This window comes from Synergistaceae bacterium (genome assembly GCA_017540085.1).
Lineage (GTDB): Bacteria > Synergistota > Synergistia > Synergistales > Aminobacteriaceae > JAFUXM01.
This window is the reverse complement of the sequence record JAFYBQ010000037.1, coordinates 47,206-67,135: the sequence shown is the minus strand read 5'-3', so window position 1 is coordinate 67,135 and position 19,930 is coordinate 47,206. Positions and strand designations below refer to the sequence as shown.

The window sequence follows — 19,930 nt, the reverse complement described above, 5'->3', positions numbered from 1 at the left end:
AAAGTGTAATTTTGTGCTGTATACACTCTTTCGAGTTTTCCTCGTTCTTTCCGCATTTCTGCGACATTTCCTGCCCTCGTTCGCGATGTTTCCTGCTACTTGAGTTTGTACGGCAGTCCAGAGGCTTTAACTTCCCCCCTAGCCGGAGGTAGCCATATTTCTATGGATTTTGTGATGCCTGTCCAGCACCTGACATTACGTAGCAGATTATTCCTCCTTTAGCCTTTTGTCAACCGTGCTTTTCAGGACACTTTATTTCACATGTTCATATTATTTGGCTGTCTAGCTATACCTCCTGTGAAAAAATTTATGGGAATTGTAGCACTTTATGAGATTCGCGGGTCATGTCTGGACTGTTTAATGTCAGCTCATATAATTGCGAGGCTCTCCGCTCAGTCTCAGAAAAATATTTCCCCGTCAGCCCTTCCGAATCTTTCAGCCTCGTTATTATTGGTATGCGTGAAATCTTACGGCACATTCTCAGAATCCCGCGCCCCTTCTCCGTAAACGCCAGCACCCTCGCGTAAGGCACATCACCTTTCACCGCCTTCATGACCGTGCCGCGCCTCAGTCCCAGAAGAATATATATCAGCCGCCTTCGTATGTGGCTCCGCGTGTACCTGGCGCAGACGCATCGCCCGATAAAGTCATCAAGCCCGGAAGATTCCCGCCAATGACGCAGAAATAATCCCTCTATCCCCTCATCGACTCCGTGAATCCCGCGCAGGTCTTCAGCTTCTGACCGTATGAATATTCCCTGCAATATCGGCCACAATTTTCCCGCGTCTGAGACTCTCCCCTCACGCCCGGCAATGTCGGCAGCTTCCCGCGAATATTCCGGCAACATGTGAGCGTTCCCCGCAAGATTTTCACGGATTGCCCGGCTTTTGACACCCTCCCTGCGCCTGAAGGGGATTGCCTGAATATCATAGCCCCCGCGCAGAATCCCGGCCATGTACGAGACAGCGAGCGAATTATTCGGCTTAGTGATAAAGTCTCCCGCCCCCGGCACTCCCGAAAACTCATCAAGCGCAATTGATACGGCCTTGGCGAATGACGCACCCCGCCCAATTTCCCGCCGCAGAATTTCCCGGTATGACTCCGGCTCATTCGCCATAATTCCCGCGATTTCACGAAAAATCCCCGCGTCAAATTCGGGGTTCTCCATCCCGAACGCAATACGCGAAACGCACCCAAGCCGCCCGATTATGTTCACCGCACCCCGCGCAAAGTCCTGACCCGCGGAACAGGCGTACAGAAACGGAAGCTCTATCACAACATCAGCCCCGGCTCTTACCGCTGTATATGCCCGGCTGAATTTGTCGGTGAATGAAGGCTCGCCCCTCTGCGTGAAATTTGACGACAAAATCACTATTACCCCTCCAGAATCCGGGAGGCCGTTCGCGAATCTCATCAATGACTCGTGGCCTTCATGCAATGGATTGAACTCGGCAATAATTCCTGTGAATATGACTCTTCATTCTCCTTTCGTGAAACATGTATAATTGCGGCGTATTCATGTGGCGTGCTTCAAGGTTTGCCGCTCCGTTAAAAGTATAACGGCAGGGGCTTTAGTATTAACGGTTTCATTTTTTGGAAGGAGGAATTTATTTTGCGCGGAAAATTGAGAGTGCTTTTTCTCTCGCTTGCTGTGATTTTTCTCACGGCTAGTTCGGCTTTCGCGGTCTTTACGTCTGATGATGTAGATGCCTTTATCGTGTCAAGCTCAGACATTACCCCGCCGACTGTCGAGGGCTACAACTATTATCAGGTTGTATACGCTGAGACATGGCCGGAAGGCGAGACTCCAAGGCCGATATTATGGGAAATTTATCCCTCGTATGACTGGCTGAAGTGCGAAATCAGAGGGAATGAGGTTGTCTTCAGCGGAGTGCTTCCCGACTATGACTCAAGGATGACAAGAGTCAAGAGCGGCGATGCCCCCTACAGAGACAGCGACGGCCTGAACAATTATACGATTCACGTAATCGCCCGCCTGTCGTGTGATGTCCCCGCAGGTTATGACTCCGCCGGAATGCCTCTGTCTGATGAGGACGGCAATATTCTTACTGTCCCCGGAGAAATTGCCGCTGACGCTGATGTCTACGAGAATCAGCAAACGCATGTGAAAACTTCAGGACTCATCATCAGCGTTGAAGAGGACACATCACAGCTCGGACTTTTCACGGATATGGTATCGATTGATGTCTCAGCAGTTGAGAGCAGAGACGCGCCGAATGAGAATTACAGCGTTTCAATCACCTTCCCGCAGAGCTGGGCCACTGAGTTTGTAGAGGCCGTAAACCCTAACACTGGCGATTTCCTCTGGGAGGCTGAGAGGTCAAAAGATTTGTACGTCCTTGCCGAGCTTGAATGCCGCGCTGCTCCGTCAGGGTCAGGCAAAAATTATGTTATCTCGGATGACGACAATATAAGCCTCCCATACTGGCTTGATTATGATGTTCAGGAAGTCCAGTACAACAAAACATTCAAGTACGCCGACACAGCCGAGAATCCCTCGCTTGAATACACAGAAAGCACTGACACTATACCATTAGCCAAGACTCTCAGAATATTCTTCAAGCAGGGCGCGAACCCTCAAGACGGCGAGAAAGGCACAGTGCGAATATTTTTGTCCCCATCGCCAATTCCGCCGGAAGATGACGCGCAGTCCCTCGATGACATTTACCAGAACGGCGCGACTCTGGCGTGGGACGTAACATTTCACCCGGTGCCGAAAATTGTCATTGACCCGTCAGAAATAATGCTGAACGTTGAAATCCAGTCAAGCGCGGACGCGGTATTCAGCTACAGCGAGTTTGACATTGACAGCGGAGCGGGAAACATCACTTTTTCCCCGGCTGTTGAGGGCGTTACCTTCACCGCTGTGCCGTCAGCCTCACAAGACGAGAGCGCAGTCCCAAGCGGAAAAATCACAGTAACAGCCTATGCCGACTCAGCCGCTCAGGAAGGCTACTACGCCGTAACAATGTCAGTAAGGGATGAGAACGGAAACACCTCGGCGGCAATAATCACCGTAAATGTCGTAATCCCGGCAATATCTCTCGACAAGTACTCGGATTCGGTCAGCCTAATACGCGGCGGCGAAAGCTCCGAAGTATCATTCACATACGCAAAAGCGGCCGTCTCAGGAGATCCGATATTCCCCCCGGGAATCTCAGGGCTTACTCTTACGCCCACAGTAACCCCGGCGGATGAGAGGAGCGGAAAAATCACCGTCAGCATAACAGCTTCAGTTGAGGCGGAAGAAGGCACCCTAGACATTCCCATGACCGTAATAGACGTGAACGGCAAAATCGCAGAAGTTAGAATCACCGTAAACGTCAGCACACAGCCCGGCGAAATCTCAATTACCCCCGCCGCTTCAGGCGACACAGCCCAAGATATAACGTTCATACAGGGGCAGGCAGGAACATTCACGCTCAACATTGGGAACACCGCAGGCGATGTAACGTGGGAAATCACCGGCGATAACGTGTCGATGATAAGCCCTGTGTCAGGCACGGGAAACACTGCAACATTCACGATTGACACCTCACACGGCGAAATAGGGAGCTACACGGCGTTGCTTCAGGCTCGCGATGGGTCGGGAAGGCAGGGGACAGTTTACGCTATTTCGTGGACGGTTGAACCTGTGCCAGTGATAGAGCTTTTCGCCCCTAACGGAAACAGGATTAGCGTTGACGTTGAATCAAGTGCGGATCTCACTGTGAGTTACAGCGGGCAGAATATAATAGACGGCGGAATAGAGTTCCTCCCGGATATTTCTGCTGATGTTATCCTCTCGGCTGACGTAATCCCGGCAAGCGGCGACACGCCCGGCGGGACAATCATAATTCATGCAACGCCCGCGAAAATTCAGGCGGGAGTCTACAGTGCTGACATGATTGTTACGGACGTGAACGGAAATGTTGACTCGATGACGATATATGTCAATGTCGAAATCCCGTCAGTCATTTTGTCGGACTATGCTGTGTCGCTCTCTGCGCCTTTCGGAGGAACAGCCCGGAAAGTTATCTCATACAGAGACGCGGAAATCAGGCAGATGACTCCTTCTACCGTGCCTGATGAGGAATTTAACTTCAGCGCGGAAAAAGATTCGGACAGCGGGACAATAACATTCTCGATGTCCCCGGCGGTTTCAGCAGACTACAGCGGAGTGATGAGAGTTACAGACGTTTACGGAAACTCGACGGATATAGCCCTCACGCTTCATTCGTGGATGTCCGGCGATGTCGGAATAACTCCGTCAGATTCCGGGGAGCTTGTCATAAAGGCAGGTTCTGAGGGCGGCTCATCATCCGTAACGCTCAATGCCGGAAACGCTTACGGCACTGTAACATGGTCAGTTGATCCCGTCCCTGAAGGTGTCAGCATTGTGCCGATGACAGCGACAGGAAGCGAGGCTACATTCACGGTCAGCGTACCTGCATACTTTGAGGGCGATTATTCCGTGAGGATAACAGCGACAGACGGCTACGGCAGGAAGACAGTCTACAATCTGACGTGGAAATCACAGATGGCTGATATATTTTTCTCCGGCGACTTCAGCCCTGACCCTGTAAATGTAGTATACGGCTCATCGGCTGAGACTGATATTATCGTCGGCAACATGGGCGATCCCCTCAGCGAGGATGCATATGTACCCTACAGCGGATGGACAATATCCCCTGACAGTGTATTGCAGGCGTTCAGCATTGATGTTTCGGGAAAAATTGAGGAAGATGTCCACGAAATTCACGGAATACACCTGAAAGTTTCGTTCACGCCCAAAAAGCCCGTTAAAGAGACATACAACGCGGTTTTCACGATGTACAATTACGCGGAAAACTGGACAAGCAGCGCAAGCACGGACATCACAATCAACACCGCACCCCCTGTAATATTCCTCAGCCCCGACAGAGTTGTGAATATGTCAAAGCCTCCTTTCGAGTATGACTGGCCGGACTCGCACACAGAATGGTACTACGCCGCGCCCGTAAGCATTGACCTGTCCCCGATCCCTGAAGGATTCGTAGTGCGCTGCGTGTCAATTGATGAGACAGAAGAGACTGACCCGGCCAAGCACGGACGCTTTATCTTCACATACAGGCCGGAAAGGGCTACAGGCTGGCGCGGAACTGTGAGAGTGTTCGATGAGTACGGCGGCTCGGCGGACATAAAGATGTCTCTTGACGTTGAGCTTACATCAGAGCCAATGACTACAGCCGTAACAGTTTCAGGAGACTCGGCGGACTCCCCGACTCTTTATGCGGGAGAAAACACGACAGTAACCCTCAGCGCGAATAACTCCTACGGGAAAGTAACATGGACAATCTCGAACCTTGCGGCACTTCAGGCACAGGGAATAACGGCGGAAAAGATTTCTGAGACAGACACAACAGCCGTGTATACGTTCGGGCTTCCTATTGAGCTTGCCGGGGGAGTTTACACCGTGAACATTGACGCGGTAGACTCGGTAGACAGGACTGCGGAGACATACAGCTTCAACATTAATGTGAACTCCGCGCCTATAACGCTTTCGGGTGATTTCGCGGTTATTGATGTCGTTTACCCGGCTTCAGGCGAATCAACAATGCAGTATTATTACTCGGAGTTTGCAGAATGGATGATGTCCCCGGATATTTCTGCTGACATTAGTTTTGACATTGCCAGCATTCCGGCGGAATCATCGACAGTTGAAGGCAAAATCAGAGTCATAGCCACCCCGCTGAAAGCCGCAACAGCGTCATACACAACGAGGCTGATATTCATTGACGGGAACGGAAATTCAGACAGCAGGGAGTTGTCGGTGAACGTAACACTTCCCGCGCTGGCTCTAAGCTCTGACGCTGTAACGCTCCCGGCCTTGCTGAACGGCTCCGGCTCTGAGACAGTCAGCTACACGGGCGCAAAGATTTCCGGCTTCACTGCCTCGCCTGACATCCCTGCGGTATTCGGCTTCAGTCTGACATCTGATGACAGCTCGCTTACTTTCACGGCAGAACCGACAGCACCGGGAACATACACGGGGACAATAACGCTTTCTGACATCTACGGGACTTCAGCGGACATAGCACTAACGATCACCGCAGGAATACCAGCGTTCACCGTAACTCCCTCTTCACGTTCAGCGACAGTAACACCCGGAGGAGACTCAAGCACTGTAACATTCAGCGCAGGCAACAACACCGGGGCGGTAACATGGACGCTCGGCACTCTTCCCGCAGGCGTAACGGTCTCGCCAGCAAGCCAGACAGGGACAACAGCAAGCTACACCGTAACAGCGTCAACAGCTGCCCAAGCAGGAACATATACCGTAACAGTTACGGCAACCGACTCGGCTAACCGCACAGCAACGGCTGAAATACGCATAACCGTAACTGCGGATTCGTCAGCGTTCACCGTAACGCCCGCTTCACGTTCAGCCACAGTAACACGCGGGGGAACTTCTGCGGAAGTGTCATTCACGGCCAGCGGCAACACAGGCGCGGTAACATGGACGCTCGGCACTCTTCCTTCAGGCGTAACAGTAGCACCCGCAACTACAGCATATGCCACGCAGGATAATACGGTGATGGTATACGCCGTAACAGCGTCATCATCAGCCACAGCAGGGACATATACCGTAATAGTTACAGCGACTGACTCAGCCGGAAATACCGCGACAGCGGCAATCAACATCACGGTCAACAGCTCCTCACAGCCTCAGCCGCCCGAAGCAGGAGAGCAGACAGCAGAGACAAAAGCCCTCGTGGAAAGCTACAAGTCAAGCGGTGCGCTCAATCAGGACGGAACAATTCCCGACAACGCCGTAACGTACACGAGCACGAACCCGGAAGCTCAGACCCTTTCACGCACAGGAACAAGCCAGGTCAGCAAAGGAAGTGCCGTCAACCCGGTAGATTTGGTGCTTGATTTCCCCGTTGACATATGGAAGGTGTATATCAATGATGTGTTAGCGGCGTGGGCATATTCCCCCGGAGTCAGCGCGAGCGGTGCGGATGATTTCGTTACGTTCTACACGGCGGAAGGAAGCAGAGGTGTTGACATTGTAGCCGAATCAAGCACGAAAGCGACAATAACATTTAACACCAACGCAATGCCTTCCGGAAACAGCGAGATAGCCGCGGCGTTCATTCCTGACGCTACAAAGCCGGATCAGGAAATAGGGAAGTCAACGCTTGCAACCGTCAATGTCAGCGACTCACAGTCAAGTGCTGACGCAGTTGTGGGAGTAGGCCCCAGCAGCGGAGGATGTTCGGCGGGACTCGGCGTGTTTGTGTCGGCTCTGGTTGCAATGTTCTTCATCAGCAGAAAGCATTAACAGAGCAATAATTTTTCCCCTGCGGGACTCAAATCCTGCGGGGGATTTTTTTTGAGTTTTGTGAGGAGTGATACATATGATTTTCCCAGTCAATGAGAAAGAATTAGAGAGAAATTACGCGGAAATAATGCCGGAAATTGACAGGCTTTCGCTTGATAGAGTGAGGCAGGTCTGGGAGTCATGGCCGGATTTCGTGAGCATTGCGGGAACGTGGGAATGTCTGCGGAAGATTCACGCGGAAATTTTCGGGGGGCTTTTCACATTAGCGGGCAAGATTCGCACAGTCAACATATCAAAAGGGGGATTTAGGTTTGCAAATGTATTATTCCTCGAAAAAATACTCCCGGTGATTTCTGACATGCCGCAGGAAAATTTTGCTGACATTCTCACCAAGTACACCGAAATGAACATAGCGCACCCGTTCAGAGAGGGAAACGGAAGATCCATGCGCTTATGGCTTGACGCAATGCTTCAGCGGGAAATGAACACCCGAATCGACTGGCGGAAAATTACGCGGGAAGACTACATGTCAGCAATTCAGAGAAGCCCGGTCAATACTCTTGAGCTTGAGACTCTGCTCAGAGGCGCAATGATGAGTCCTGAAGATTTGCGCGACAGGGAAATATTTTCGGATGGCCTTGCGGTCTCATACAGTTACGAAAAATTTTAGGCTTGTGGTATATTTTCCCGTAAAATTTCACGCAAAGGATAAATATCATGATAGCAATCGTAAATTACGGCGTAGGGAATCTCTTTTCCCTCGAAAGCTCGTTTAACGCTATAGGCCGTGAGGTAACAATAACTTCAAGCCCTGATGACCTGCGTAACTCAGAGCGAATAATTCTGCCGGGTGTCGGTGCGTTCGGGGACGCTGCCGGGAAATTATTTGCTTCAGGACTCGCGGACGTGATAATCTCTGAGGCTCACAAAGGAAAGCCGCTTCTCGGAATCTGTCTGGGAATGCAGCTTCTTTTCACAAAAAGCTGGGAGTTCGGAGAATTTGACGGACTCAGCCTAATTCCCGGAAACGTCAAGCCAATCCGCGAGGTTGTTGTCGGAAATCTCAAGATTCCTCAAATGGGCTGGAACTCGCTCGACTTCACGAACCCCTCGCCGATATATTCGCGAACCCCGGAAAATTCCTACGTGTATTTCGTGCATTCATACGCGGCTTTCTGCGACGGGAAATATATCACCGCCACGACAGATTACGGCGCACCCCTCACAGCGTCAGTGCAGAACGGAAATATTTACGGAGTCCAGTATCACCCCGAAAAGAGCGGCAATGTTGGACTCGACATCCTGCGGTCATTCTGCGAGGTCAAATCATGATTATCATTCCGGCAATCGATATATTTCACGGGCAGGCGGTGAGGCTTCTGCGCGGGAATTATGACGATATGACAGTGTATGACCCTGACCCCGTGAACACCGCTATGATTTTCCGCAATGACGGCGCGGAATGGATTCACATCGTTGACCTTGAAGGCGCGAAATCCGGCGAGCCTGTCAATATTGATACGGTGATGAAGATTCGAGAGTCTTCTGGGCTGAAATGCGAAATCGGCGGAGGAGTCCGGGACATGTCATCAATCGAACGCTATATTGACTCAGGTGTTGACCGCGTAATATTGGGTACGTCTGCGACAAAGGAAGGATTTGCGCGTGAGGCCGTGAAAAATTTCGGGGACAAAATAGCCGTTGGAGTTGACATTCGCGCCGGAAAAGTCGCCGTAAAAGGATGGCTTGAGGACTCCGGGATTGACGCGCTGACTTTCTGCAAACGTATGCAGGATGACGGAGTATCAACGCTAATCATCACGGACATTTCGCGGGACGGTGCTATGTCGGGCATAAACACGGAACTTTACGCGGGATTGTCGCAGAGTCTCAGCGTCAACATAACAGCTTCCGGCGGAGTAAGCACGCTTGATGACGTGAGGACGCTGGCGGGACTCGGCATTTACGGCGCAATAATCGGGAAGGCATATTACACGGGAGCGGTGAAAATTTCGGAGGCAATCGAGGCGGTGAAACAATGATAACAAAACGCATAATCCCATGTCTTGACGTAAAGGACGGCAGAGTCGTGAAGGGCGTAAATTTCCGCTGGCTTAGTGATGTAAATTCGCCTGTTGAGCTTGCTGAATACTATTCGAAAAACGGCGCGGACGAGCTTGTATTTTACGACATTACAGCGTCATCGGACGGGCGGAAGATATTTACGGAAATTTTGCGGGAGACTGCGCGGAAGGTCTTTATCCCTCTGACAGTCGGCGGGGGAATTTCGGCGGTCTCAGACTTTGAGCGGGTACTCTCATGCGGTGCGGACAAAGTGAGCGTGAACACGGGCGCAATCATGAACCCGGAATTAATCCCGGAGGCGGCGAAATTGTACGGCTCACAGTGCGTAGTGATTTCTGCTGACGTTAAGAGGGTCGGCGGAGAGTTTCACGTTTTTGCGAGGGGCGGAAGGGATGATACCGGGATTGAGGCTGTAGGATGGATTCGCCGCTGTGTTGACGCGGGCGCGGGTGAAGTCGTCCTGAACTCTATCGACACTGACGGCGTGAAGCAGGGATTCGACATTGACATGCTGAAGGCTGTTTGCGCTGTCGTGAATGTGCCTGTTGTAGCGTCAGGCGGTGCGGGCGGAATTGATGACTTTGTGACTCTGTTCCATGAAGTGCCTGGTGCTGACGCGGGACTCGCGGCCTCGATATTCCATTTCGGAGAAGTGAAAATTTCTGACCTCAAGCGGAGACTGCACGAGGAAAATATAGCGGTGAGGTTGTAATTATGGTGAATGTTGACGAGCTGAAATTTGATGACAGGGGACTAATCCCGGCGATTCTTGTCGATGATGACTCCGGCGATGTCCTCATGATGGCATATATGAGCCGTGAGAGCCTGAATATCTCGCTGGAGAAAAAGCTGGCGTGTTTCTGGAGTCGTTCGCGGGGTGAATTGTGGCTGAAAGGTGAGACAAGCGGGAACTACATGCACATACGCGAGATTATAGCCGACTGCGACAGGGATACGCTGTTAGTGTACGTTAAGCCGGACGGCCCTGCGTGCCACTTGGGTAATGACTCGTGCTTTGTTGATGATGTTATGCCCCGTGAGAAAGAAGAGCGCGAAAAATTTACCGTCTGCGGATTAATGGAGCTGATAAAAGGAAGGAAAGCGGAAAAGGCTGAAGGGTCTTACACGTCATATCTATTTGAGAAGGGATTAGACAAGATACTAAAGAAAATCGGCGAGGAAAGCTCAGAAGTCATAATAGCCGCGAAAAATGACCGCAAAGAAGCTATCTACGAGATTTCCGACCTTGTTTATCACTTGCTTGTTCTCATGGCCGAAATGAATATTGACATAAAGGACATCATAAAGGAGCTGGCCTCCCGGCACGTAATCGACAAAAAAATAAAGCAGGAAAAAATGACATCATGAGGCTTGAAGATTTCCACGTTCACACAAATTTTTGCGACGGAAAAGACTCCCCTGAAGACATCGTGAAGGAGGCACTCAGGCGCGGAATGTCCCGGCTTGGATTTTCGGGGCATTCGTTCACGGCTTTCGACACAGAGCCGTGCATGACGTTTGACGGGACACAAAGCTACGTCAGCGAAATTCACAGGCTCAGGGAAAAATATCGCGGCCAAATTGATATTCTCTGCGGAACGGAGCAGGATTATTATTCCGACATGCCTACAGGGAATTATGACTACGTTATAGGCTCAGTGCATTATGTGAAAATTGACGGGGAATATATTTCGGTAGATCACACGCCGGAAATTTTTGCGGACTTGATTCACCGCCTCAATGATGACCCGTATAAACTCGCGGAGGAATATTATTCGCTTGCCGCTGATGTCGTCAGAAAAACGAATGCTGACATTATCGGACATTTTGACCTAATCACGAAATTCAACGAGACCAACAAATTTTTTGACGAGGATAACCCACGCTATATTTCGGCCTGCAATGACGCTCTTGCCTCTCTGCTTGAGACCGGGAAGCCGTTTGAGATTAACACCGGGGCTATTTCGCGTGGATGGCGGAAGACTCCGTACCCGTCAGCAAGAATTTTAGAGTACATATCATCGCACGGCGGAAGCGTGATACTCTCAAGCGATTCTCACAGCAAAGACACTCTCATGTACCAGTTCCCGGAATGTGAAGAGCTTGCGCGGTCATTGGGACTCCGAGTCGTTACACTATGATTTACTTCATCGGGGCAGGGCCGGGAGCTGTTGACTTAATCACAGTACGGGGCGCGGAAATTCTCAGGTCAGCAGGAAGAATCGTATATGCAGGTTCGCTCGTCAACCCTGAAATTATCGCTGAATATTCGCCTGAAGGGTGCGAGGTTTTCGACAGCTCATCAATGACGCTTGAAGAAATTTCTGACTGCCTCATATCCGGCCATGAGAGCGGGAAAATTACGGTGAGGCTGCATTCGGGAGACCCTGCGATTTTCGGGGCAATACGTGAGCAGATGAACATATTGCGGGCTAGGGGGATTCCGTTTGAGGTTGTGCCGGGGGTAAGCTCGCTTTTTGCGGCATCGTCAGCAGTCAAAACAGAGTACACGATCCCCGGCCAGACTCAGACGCTCATAATCACACGTCATGCAGGGCGGACTCCTGTCCCGGAATCCGAGAGGCTGAAATCTCTTGCGGTACACGGTGCGTCAATGGCTGTGTTTCTGTCGGCGGGAATGCTTGAGGCTGTATGCGCGGAATTGATTTCGGGCGGCTACAGCAGTGATACTCCGGCGGCTGTGGTGTATCGTGCCTCATGGCCGGACGAGAGAGTCATACGCGGGACTCTGGCCACACTTCCGGGACTCGCTGAGGGAGTCACAAAGTCAGCAATAATCCTCGCAGGGGATTTTCTCGGCGACAACACGGACTCACAGTCGAAACTTTACGACAAAAATTTTTCCCATGAATACAGACGGTCTTTCTGACCACCCATTTGATTGCAGACCCCCCTGTCTCACTGCGTTCAACATCCCCCCTAAATTAGTGGGGACACCGTTCACGGAGGGGGGTAACGGAATTACAGAAGACAGAACTATTATCACTGCTTTCACACATAGGGGCGTAAATCTCGCGCTGAGGCTCGCGGAATTTCTCGGCGGTGAAGTTTTCGCGCCTGAAAGATTTTCGCGTGAGGGCGTGAATGTCATCGGCTCTTCTCTCACTGAATGGGCCGGGGAAATGTTCCGTGAGTCGCGGGCAATAATATTCATCGGGGCTTGCGGGATTGCTGTGCGGGCTGTGGCTTCCTGTGTCAGGGACAAGATGACGGATCCGGCTGTCGTTGTTGCTGACGAGGGCGGGAAGTTCGTCATTCCGTTATTGTCCGGGCATGTCGGCGGGGCTAATGACCTTGCGCGGAAAATTGCGGCCTTCCTTCACGCTGTCCCCGTAATCACAACCGCTACTGACGTGAATAACCTGCCTGCTGTTGATGAGTGGGCGGTGAAAAATGATTGCGTCATCGAGAATCCCGGAGCGGTCAAGAAAGTGTCAGCAAAAATTCTTGAGGGCGAGTCAGTCGGAGTCGCTGTAACGTGCGAGAATGTCCCCGTTCCTTTCCCCGTAACATTAATGCTCCGTCCGAGAGTGTTAATACTTGGCGCGGGGTGCAACAGGGGAGTCAGCCCTGCGGAATTTGAGTTGTCAGCAATTGATTTCCTCAAAGGCGCGGGAGTGAGTCCGCTCAGTCTGAAGGCTCTTGCTACGATTGACATAAAGAGAGATGAGCCGGCCATGAAGATTTTTGCACAGCGTCATAATATCCCGCTGGTTACGTTTACGGCCTCAGAGCTGAATGCGCTTGCGGGGAATTTCACGGCCTCCGAGACTGTAAGGAGATTCACGGGTACGGATAATGTATGCGAGCGAGCGTGCGTTCTTTCGGCGGGTGAAGGCGGTGTGCTGATGAGGTGCAAGACTGTGTATAATGGGATGACATTTGCGCTTGCGAGGAGTGAATATCATGATACTGAATCCCGCTGAAATTGAGCGTGAGAGCATGAGAATAATACAGAGTGCCATTGATGACTCTGACATTCTCCCGGAAAATTTGCCCGTCATTATGCGTGTCATTCACGCAACGGCGGATTTTGACTTCCTTCACTCCCTCACGTTTTCCCCCGGTGCTGTCAATCTCGCCCGTGAAGCAATCCGCAGAGGCACTCCCATAATCACAGACACACTCATGCTGTCAGCAGGAATCAGCAAGCGTTACGGCGTGAATATCGTCTGCCATGTCTCAGACTCAGACGTGAAAGAAGAAGCCCATTCCCGAAACATCACACGCGCAATCGTGAGCATTGAACGCGCTGTGAGTGAATACCCGTCAGCAATTTACGCCGTCGGAAACGCCCCGACCGCATTAATACGGCTCTGTGAATTAATCCGTGAAGGCCTCGCAAATCCCGCGCTCATTGTCGGAGTCCCTGTAGGTTTCGTGAACGTCATCGAGGCAAAAAGAATGCTCGACTCACTCACGGACATTCCCCGCATAATCGCTCACGGCAACAAGGGCGGAACTACTGTAGCTTGCGCGATCATCAACGCAGTATTATACGGACTGGCGTAACTACAGGCACATGCGCCGCAGCAGCCGCTAAAGCCTCAGCAATATTCCTCACTTCAGGAACGCACCCAGACTCCGTAACTGTCAGGAATCTTGAAGGCCGTCAATTTCTGCTGAATGTCTTTCGTGAAGGGGACTATTCCGGCGCGGTGAAAGACTCAGGCGATGACAGGTCAGACGTTACAGACGGTGTGAAAATTTTAGCCCGCGTTGAGATTATCGGCGGTGAGAATGATATTCAGTTCATGGCCGGGAAAGGTGTCGGGATTGTTACATTGCCCGGTCTCAAGATTCCCCCCGGTCAGCCCGCAATAAATCCCGTTCCCCGCGAAATGATTTCACGCGCAGTCCGCGAAATTATCCCCCGCAAGTCAGTCCGCGTAACAGTCTCAGTCCCAAACGGAGAAGAGTTAGCCCGCAAAACGTTCAATCCCCGGCTCGGCATTGTCGGCGGAATCTCCATTTTAGGCACAACAGGAATCGTAAAGCCCATGAATGAGCAGGCGTTATTAGACTCTCTGTCGCTCGAACTCAGCATGATATATTCATTGGGATTCAGGGAGATATACATTGCGTTTGCTGGGACAGGGGAGACTTTCACGCGCAAAATATTTCACGTAACAGGAAGGAACGTTATACAGTGCGGAAATTACCCCGGCCATGTCTTAGATGAGTCCGCCAAACTGGGATTCACTCACGCGATTTTATGCGGTCATCCGGGAAAGCTCCTCAAAGTTTCAGCGGGAAATTTCGTAACTCACAGCAAAGTTTCAGACGGAAGACTCGAATCTCTCTGCGCTCACCTGGCTTTAATGGGAGCAAGTCAGGACATTATACGCCGGATTTATCACAGCAATACGACAAATGAGGCCGTGAATATTATTGCGGAGTGCGGATTTTCGGGCGTGTGGAATAATATTGCGGAGGCTGTAACGCGAAAATGTGAGGAGAGAATTAACGGGGCAATGAGAATCAGCGCGGTGTTCATTGACGGGGACGGGAATATTTTAGGGAGTAATCATGCGTGAAATTGTGATTGCGGGCGCGGGACTCGGCGAGTTTACAGCGGAGGTTATGAGAGCGGTTAATGAGGCTGATACGGTGTTTGCTGACTCAAGGTTTGCTGACAGGATTCCGGCGGGGAAAAATGTTGCCGACATAAGGAGCTTTCACGAGATTGACGGCATGACGGGGAAAATACTGCTTCTTGTTTCGGGCGACCCGGGAGTCTTCAGCCTTCTTCCTGTCATAAAGAGGCGTTATCCCGGTGAGAATATCAGAGTCCTTCCTGGGATAAGCTCATTGCAGGCGATATGCGCTCATGCCGGGGAGACGTGGCACGATGCTGCGATAATTTCGGGGCATGGCCGGAGTCTTTCTGCCGGAAAATTCTTGAACACTGTCGAACGGAATCGCGTTACTGTATTATTCTGCGACAAAAATATTTCTCCTTCATGGGCGTGTGAAAAGCTGTCGTGTATTTCCGGCGTTGATGTCGTCATAGGCTCATGTCTCGGCGGGAACAACGAGCGAATATTCCGGGGAAGTCCTGAGAGTTTCAGCGTTCAGAATTTCCCGGAGCTGTCAATAATCCTCATACGCAACAAAAATCCGTATACCCCCGCAAGATTATTCCTGCGGGACAGTGATTTTCTCCGCGAGCCTGACATAGTGATGACAAATGAGTCTGTACGCTCGGTGATATTGTCGCGTCTTGAGATGAGCGGGGATTCTGTCTTGTGGGACATCGGCGCAGGCACAGGAAGTATCAGCGTTACGGCGGGCAATATTTTCCCGTTCTCCGAGATTCACGCGGTTGACTATAATCCCAAGTCAGCAGGACTAATTTCACGGAACGCCGAAAAGTTTCACCTGCATAATATCACCGTGCATAATTCACGCGCTCTTGATGTGATTGACGGACTTCCGGCTCCGACTCATGTCTTTATCGGCGGTGCAGGGGGCGAATTGTCCGGGATACTCCCGCGAATAACGGCCATGAATCGCCCTGCACGTGTCGTAATTGCCTGCGTAACTCTTGAGACACTCACGGAGGCTTATACGTTCCTCAGAGACAGGGAAAATTTCGGGGCGGTGCAGGTGTCAGCGTCATCATCAAAAGTTATTGCACCCTCCCTAACTATGATGAAGGCCGCAAATCCCGTAACAATTCTCAGCGCGGGCCATACTGTATAATATTCTGCAAATTTTTATGACGGAGGTACTACCATCATGAAGAAACTTGCAGCAGTCCTCGCAGTGTTGGCACTCACAGCCGGAGCCGCTTTTGCTGACGGCCTCAACATCTCCAAGCCGGATCAGTTCGTGAACATCAAAATCGGCACTCAGCGCGGGACAATCGCGGAAGGAATCGCAAAGAAGATGTTAGGCGACAAGGCAAAAGATCAGCTCACGACATACGAGAAAGCCACCGACGTAATACAGGCTCTGAAGGTCGGAAAAATTCAGGGCGCAATAATGGACGAGGCACCCGCGACTCAGTTCGTGAAGAATGATCCGGACACCCTAACGATTCTCCCGGAGGCTTTGACCGTTGAGCAGTACGCAATCGGCTTCAAGCAGGGTAACAAAGAATTACTTGACGCGGTGAACAAAGCACTTGCCGAAATCAAAGCAGACGGCTCACTTCAGGCAATAATGCTCAAGTACAAGGAAGACCCTACAGCCGCAAAGCCGGAAGATATTGACCTCCACAAGGGCGCAAAGGGCGGTAAGCTGTATGTCGGAACTGAGTCGGGATTCCCTCCCTATGACATCAAAGTTGGCGACGGCTATACTGGAATCGACATCGAGATGTGCGCGCTTATTGCCGGTAAACTAGACAAAGAGCTTGTTATTATCGCGTACCCGTTCGACTCGCTTTTCATGGCGGTTAATTCGGGGAAGGTTGATATGATTTGCGCGGGAATCACCGTCAACGAGGAGCGCAAAATGTTCACGGATTTCTCAGAGCCTTACGAGGACGCGAAACAGGTCGCAGTTGTTCTCACGAAAGACTACAAGGCCGAATAGACTCCAGAAAATATTACCCCCCTCGGTTTTGTGCCGGGGGGAATTTTTTTCGCTGTGTGTATAATAATCCTATAGTGAGGTGAGGAAATAGAGAAATGGACAATATCATTCAGGAAATAACATCCGCGCTTGACGCAAAGAGCGGGGAAAACATAATAGCGTTAGACCTGAAAGACAAAGGCGGGCTTGCGGATTCGTTTGTACTTGTTACGGGAAACTCTGAGACTCACATGAGGACTCTTTCTGAGACAGCCGAGGAGATTCTCACGTGCTCCGGGAGAAAGTGCCGGATCGAGGGCGAACACAGTCTCAACTGGCGGCTTCTTGACGGCGGGGACATAGTAGTTCATGTGTTCAGCCACAAGGGACGCGATTTCTACAGGCTCGAAAGACTCTGGGAAGAATAATTTTGCCCCTCCTGACACAGAATCGGGAGGGGAATTTTTTTGCGCTCACTCTGCTGACGACTCAGCCTCGGCCTTGTATTTGCACTTGGCGCAGAATATTGTTGACCCTCTAACGTATAAATCCTCTCCGCACTCCGGGCATTTTTCCCCGGCGGGTTTGTTCCACGCTACATAATCACACTCAGGGTAGCGCGAACAGCCGTAAAACGTCCTTCCCTTTTTGCTTTTGCGTTTGACTATTTCACCCTCGCCGCATTTCGGGCAGGTTACGCCTATTTTGCTCAATATGGGACGGGTATATTTGCACTCAGGATAATTTGAACACGCAATAAATTCACCGAACCTTCCGCGCTTCTTCACTAAGTCATGGCCGCAGTCCGGGCAGGCTTCCCCGATTGGCTCAGGCTCAGGCAGCGGGACTTTCGGAGCGTCCTCGGCCTCGTGCAGTGTGGCGGAAAACTCATTCCAAAATTCACCCACAACATCAAGCCATTTCCTTGCGGCCTCTTCAACCTCGTCAAGCTCCTTTTCCATCTGTGCAGTAAATCCCGCGTCAACGATTGATGATAGGTCTTTGCGGTTAAAATACTGCGCTAAAAATTCGTCAACAGTCATTCCCAGCCCTGTCGGGAAAAATCTCCGCTCCTCGTTCTTCTCGATATATCCCCGCGACTCTAACGTCCCTGCAATCGTGGCATATGTTGACGGACGGCCGACTCCGTTGTCCTCAAGCGTTTTGATTAATCCGGCCTCGGAATATCTTGCGGGGGGCTTTGTGTATTTCTTCTCGCTCTGAATGTCTCTGAGGGTCAGAATTTCGCCCGTGTCAATTTTCGCCAACTCACTGCCCTTCAGGTCAAGCGGCCATAACGCGCTCCATCCGTCAAAAATTAACGTCTCCCCTTCCTGCCTGAGAGTTACGCGGCCTGCCTCGGCTTTGAGGGTTGATTTTGCTGTTACTGCGGGAGTCATCTGGCTTGCGGTGAAGCGTCTCCATATGAGCGTGTAAAGTTTGAGCTGTTCCGCCGTGAGAGTCCCTGCGAGTTTTTCGGGCGTTAATGTTATATCGGTCGGGCGGATTGCCTCGTGAGCGTCCTGAATTTTTGCCCTGCTTGAAGCTCCGTAGGTATTCGGTTTCGGGGGAAGATAGTCTTTGCTGTAATTGGCGGAAATATATTCTCTGCACATCGCTATAGCCTCGTCCGAAATCCTCTGGCTGTCCGTCCTCATGTACGTAATGAGTCCGATATGCCCCCGCCCGGGAACGTTCAGACCCTCGTACAGTGCCTGCGCGAGCCTCATTGTGTGCGCCGGTACAAAGCTGAGTTTCCGCGATGCCTCCTGCTGAAGTGTGCTTGTCCTGAAAGGAGCCGGGGCAGAGTGTGAGCTGTTCTTTGACTTGAAATCGGTGATAATGATATTGTTCGCTCTTATCACTGATATTATTTCGTTCGCTTTCTCTTCAGTGTCGATTAAAAGCGGCAACGTTCCTTTGAGCAAAGATTTCCCGTCAAGTTTGTAGGGTTTAAGCTCGTAATTTCTCCCGCCGTTTTCCGCAAGCACCGTAATCACAAAATAGGGGTCAGGGATAAAGGCTTGAATTTCCCGCTCGCGTTCACAGATGAGATTCAGCGCGACAGACTGAACACGCCCCGCCGAAAGTCCGTAGCGTATTTTCTTCCACAGCAATGGACTCAGCGTGTACCCTACAAGACGGTCAAGCACCCTCCGCGCCTGCTGTGCGTCAACTTTGTTGAGGTCAATATAGTCCGGGTTCTGTACAGCGAGCTTCACGGCGTTCTCTGTGATCTCATAGAATCTAACGCGGCATTTCTCAGCGAGATTCACTCCGAGAATGTCGGCCAAGTGCCACGCTATAGCCTCGCCCTCTCTGTCAGGGTCTGAGGCAAGGAGGATACTTTTTGCGGCTGACGCAAGGCGGAGAAGCTCATTCTTGAGATCAGCTTTTCCCTTCACGAGTATATATTCAGGCGTGAAGCCGTGTTCAATGTCGATGGCCATGCGGCTTTTGGGCAAGTCCTTCATGTGTCCCTTGCTGGATCTGACTATGTAGCCTTTTCCGAGCATGTTGGAGAGGGTAGCGGCTTTTGACGGGGACTCAACGATGACAAGAATTTTGCTGTCAGCCGGGGATTTTGCCGGGGATTTTGCCGGGGATTTTTTTGCAGGAGCTTTCTTTGATGATGATGATTTTGCGCCGGGCGTTTGGGTTTTTGCTGACGGTGATTTAGTGCCGGGCGTTTGGGTTTTTGCTGACGGTGATTTTGCGCCGGGCTTTGTAGTTTTTGCTGACGGTGATTTAGTGCCGGGCTTTGAGGTTTTTGCTGACGGTGATTTTCCTGCGGTCTTTGATTTTCGGGCGGGGGTTTTCTTTTGCGGTGATGACAAATTTGCGTCTGATGTATTTTCTTCCGGCTCAGGCTCTAATACGGCTTTGACTCTTTTTGCGATTGCTTTTTTCTTAGCGTCCTCAGTTTTTGGCGAGGCGGCTTTTCTCACAGGTGAAATTGTAATTACCCCCATTTGC

At 51.1% G+C, this 19,930-nt stretch carries 16 protein-coding genes; 14 read left to right on the top strand and 2 right to left on the bottom strand.

Annotation, left to right across the window (positions count from 1 at the left end):
• Positions 1-307 precede the first annotated feature (307 nt).
• On the bottom strand, positions 308-1,438 hold the full coding sequence (locus IKQ95_08990) for a nucleotidyltransferase family protein (GenBank protein ID MBR4196829.1): 1,131 nt from the start codon (positions 1,436-1,438) through the stop codon (positions 308-310).
• Positions 1,439-1,612: 174 nt separating this feature from the next.
• Here IKQ95_08990 and IKQ95_08985 point away from each other — a divergent pair, with 174 nt between their 5' ends.
• The 14 genes from IKQ95_08985 (at position 1,613) to rsfS (ending at position 17,382) form a co-directional block, all read left to right on the top strand.
• Entirely contained in the window at positions 1,613-7,327 is a 5,715-nt protein-coding gene (locus IKQ95_08985; GenBank protein ID MBR4196828.1) for a hypothetical protein, read from the top strand.
• A gap of 76 nt (positions 7,328-7,403) precedes the next feature.
• The gene (locus IKQ95_08980; GenBank protein MBR4196827.1) at positions 7,404-7,997 is read left to right on the top strand and encodes a Fic family protein; all 594 of its coding nucleotides are present in this window, start codon (positions 7,404-7,406) and stop codon (positions 7,995-7,997) included.
• Positions 7,998-8,044: 47 nt separating this feature from the next.
• Positions 8,045-8,659, top strand: a complete 615-nt coding sequence (gene hisH / locus IKQ95_08975; GenBank protein ID MBR4196826.1) for an imidazole glycerol phosphate synthase subunit HisH — start codon at positions 8,045-8,047, stop codon at positions 8,657-8,659.
• Positions 8,656-9,369, top strand: coding sequence for a 1-(5-phosphoribosyl)-5-[(5-phosphoribosylamino)methylideneamino]imidazole-4-carboxamide isomerase (hisA, locus tag IKQ95_08970; protein MBR4196825.1), 714 nt, complete (start codon positions 8,656-8,658; stop codon positions 9,367-9,369). The genes hisH and hisA overlap by 4 nt, the downstream gene beginning before the upstream one ends.
• A complete protein-coding gene (gene hisF, locus IKQ95_08965; protein ID MBR4196824.1) occupies positions 9,366-10,124 on the top strand; it encodes an imidazole glycerol phosphate synthase subunit HisF in 759 nt (252 codons plus the stop codon). The genes hisA and hisF overlap by 4 nt, the downstream gene beginning before the upstream one ends.
• Positions 10,125-10,126: 2 nt before the next feature.
• Positions 10,127-10,780, top strand: a complete 654-nt coding sequence (locus IKQ95_08960) for a bifunctional phosphoribosyl-AMP cyclohydrolase/phosphoribosyl-ATP diphosphatase HisIE (protein MBR4196823.1) — start codon at positions 10,127-10,129, stop codon at positions 10,778-10,780.
• Positions 10,777-11,553 carry a histidinol-phosphatase gene (locus IKQ95_08955; GenBank protein ID MBR4196822.1) on the top strand — a complete coding sequence of 259 codons (777 nt, stop codon included), beginning with the start codon at positions 10,777-10,779 and terminating at the stop codon, positions 11,551-11,553. The genes IKQ95_08960 and IKQ95_08955 overlap by 4 nt, the downstream gene beginning before the upstream one ends.
• On the top strand, positions 11,550-12,302 hold the full coding sequence (gene cobM, locus IKQ95_08950) for a precorrin-4 C(11)-methyltransferase (protein MBR4196821.1): 753 nt from the start codon (positions 11,550-11,552) through the stop codon (positions 12,300-12,302). Before IKQ95_08955 ends, cobM begins: the two co-directional genes overlap by 4 nt.
• Complete coding sequence (locus IKQ95_08945) at positions 12,280-13,359, top strand: cobalt-precorrin 5A hydrolase (protein MBR4196820.1); 1,080 nt, start codon at positions 12,280-12,282, stop codon at positions 13,357-13,359. The genes cobM and IKQ95_08945 overlap by 23 nt, the downstream gene beginning before the upstream one ends.
• Complete coding sequence (locus IKQ95_08940) at positions 13,346-13,945, top strand: precorrin-8X methylmutase (GenBank protein ID MBR4196819.1); 600 nt, start codon at positions 13,346-13,348, stop codon at positions 13,943-13,945. Before IKQ95_08945 ends, IKQ95_08940 begins: the two co-directional genes overlap by 14 nt.
• Complete coding sequence (gene cbiD, locus IKQ95_08935) at positions 13,930-14,970, top strand: cobalamin biosynthesis protein CbiD (protein MBR4196818.1); 1,041 nt, start codon at positions 13,930-13,932, stop codon at positions 14,968-14,970. Before IKQ95_08940 ends, cbiD begins: the two co-directional genes overlap by 16 nt.
• The gene (gene cbiE, locus IKQ95_08930; protein MBR4196817.1) at positions 14,963-16,138 is read left to right on the top strand and encodes a precorrin-6y C5,15-methyltransferase (decarboxylating) subunit CbiE; all 1,176 of its coding nucleotides are present in this window, start codon (positions 14,963-14,965) and stop codon (positions 16,136-16,138) included. The genes cbiD and cbiE overlap by 8 nt, the downstream gene beginning before the upstream one ends.
• A 36-nt stretch (positions 16,139-16,174) precedes the next feature.
• Entirely contained in the window at positions 16,175-16,975 is an 801-nt protein-coding gene (locus IKQ95_08925; protein MBR4196816.1) for a transporter substrate-binding domain-containing protein, read from the top strand.
• Between the two features lie 95 nt (positions 16,976-17,070).
• Positions 17,071-17,382 carry a ribosome silencing factor gene (gene rsfS, locus IKQ95_08920; protein ID MBR4196815.1) on the top strand — a complete coding sequence of 104 codons (312 nt, stop codon included), beginning with the start codon at positions 17,071-17,073 and terminating at the stop codon, positions 17,380-17,382.
• Positions 17,383-17,427: 45 nt separating this feature from the next.
• Here the strand turns inward: rsfS and topA are convergent, their stop codons facing one another.
• Positions 17,428-19,926: a type I DNA topoisomerase gene (topA, locus tag IKQ95_08915; protein MBR4196814.1), complete on the bottom strand. Its 2,499-nt coding sequence runs from the start codon at positions 19,924-19,926 to the stop codon at positions 17,428-17,430.
• Positions 19,927-19,930: the final 4 nt, after the last annotated feature.

Coding starts and splice junctions, on each gene's coding strand:
- IKQ95_08980 (MBR4196827.1), top strand. CDS start 7,404: ATGATTTTCCCAGTCAATGAGAAAGAATTAGAGAGAAATTACGCGGAA.
- hisH (MBR4196826.1), top strand. CDS start 8,045: ATGATAGCAATCGTAAATTACGGCGTAGGGAATCTCTTTTCCCTCGAA.
- hisA (MBR4196825.1), top strand. CDS start 8,656: ATGATTATCATTCCGGCAATCGATATATTTCACGGGCAGGCGGTGAGG.
- hisF (MBR4196824.1), top strand. CDS start 9,366: ATGATAACAAAACGCATAATCCCATGTCTTGACGTAAAGGACGGCAGA.
- IKQ95_08960 (MBR4196823.1), top strand. CDS start 10,127: ATGGTGAATGTTGACGAGCTGAAATTTGATGACAGGGGACTAATCCCG.
- IKQ95_08955 (MBR4196822.1), top strand. CDS start 10,777: ATGAGGCTTGAAGATTTCCACGTTCACACAAATTTTTGCGACGGAAAA.
- cobM (MBR4196821.1), top strand. CDS start 11,550: ATGATTTACTTCATCGGGGCAGGGCCGGGAGCTGTTGACTTAATCACA.
- IKQ95_08945 (MBR4196820.1), top strand. CDS start 12,280: ATGAATACAGACGGTCTTTCTGACCACCCATTTGATTGCAGACCCCCC.
- cbiE (MBR4196817.1), top strand. CDS start 14,963: ATGCGTGAAATTGTGATTGCGGGCGCGGGACTCGGCGAGTTTACAGCG.
- IKQ95_08925 (MBR4196816.1), top strand. CDS start 16,175: ATGAAGAAACTTGCAGCAGTCCTCGCAGTGTTGGCACTCACAGCCGGA.
- rsfS (MBR4196815.1), top strand. CDS start 17,071: ATGGACAATATCATTCAGGAAATAACATCCGCGCTTGACGCAAAGAGC.
- topA (MBR4196814.1), bottom strand. CDS start 19,926: ATGGGGGTAATTACAATTTCACCTGTGAGAAAAGCCGCCTCGCCAAAA.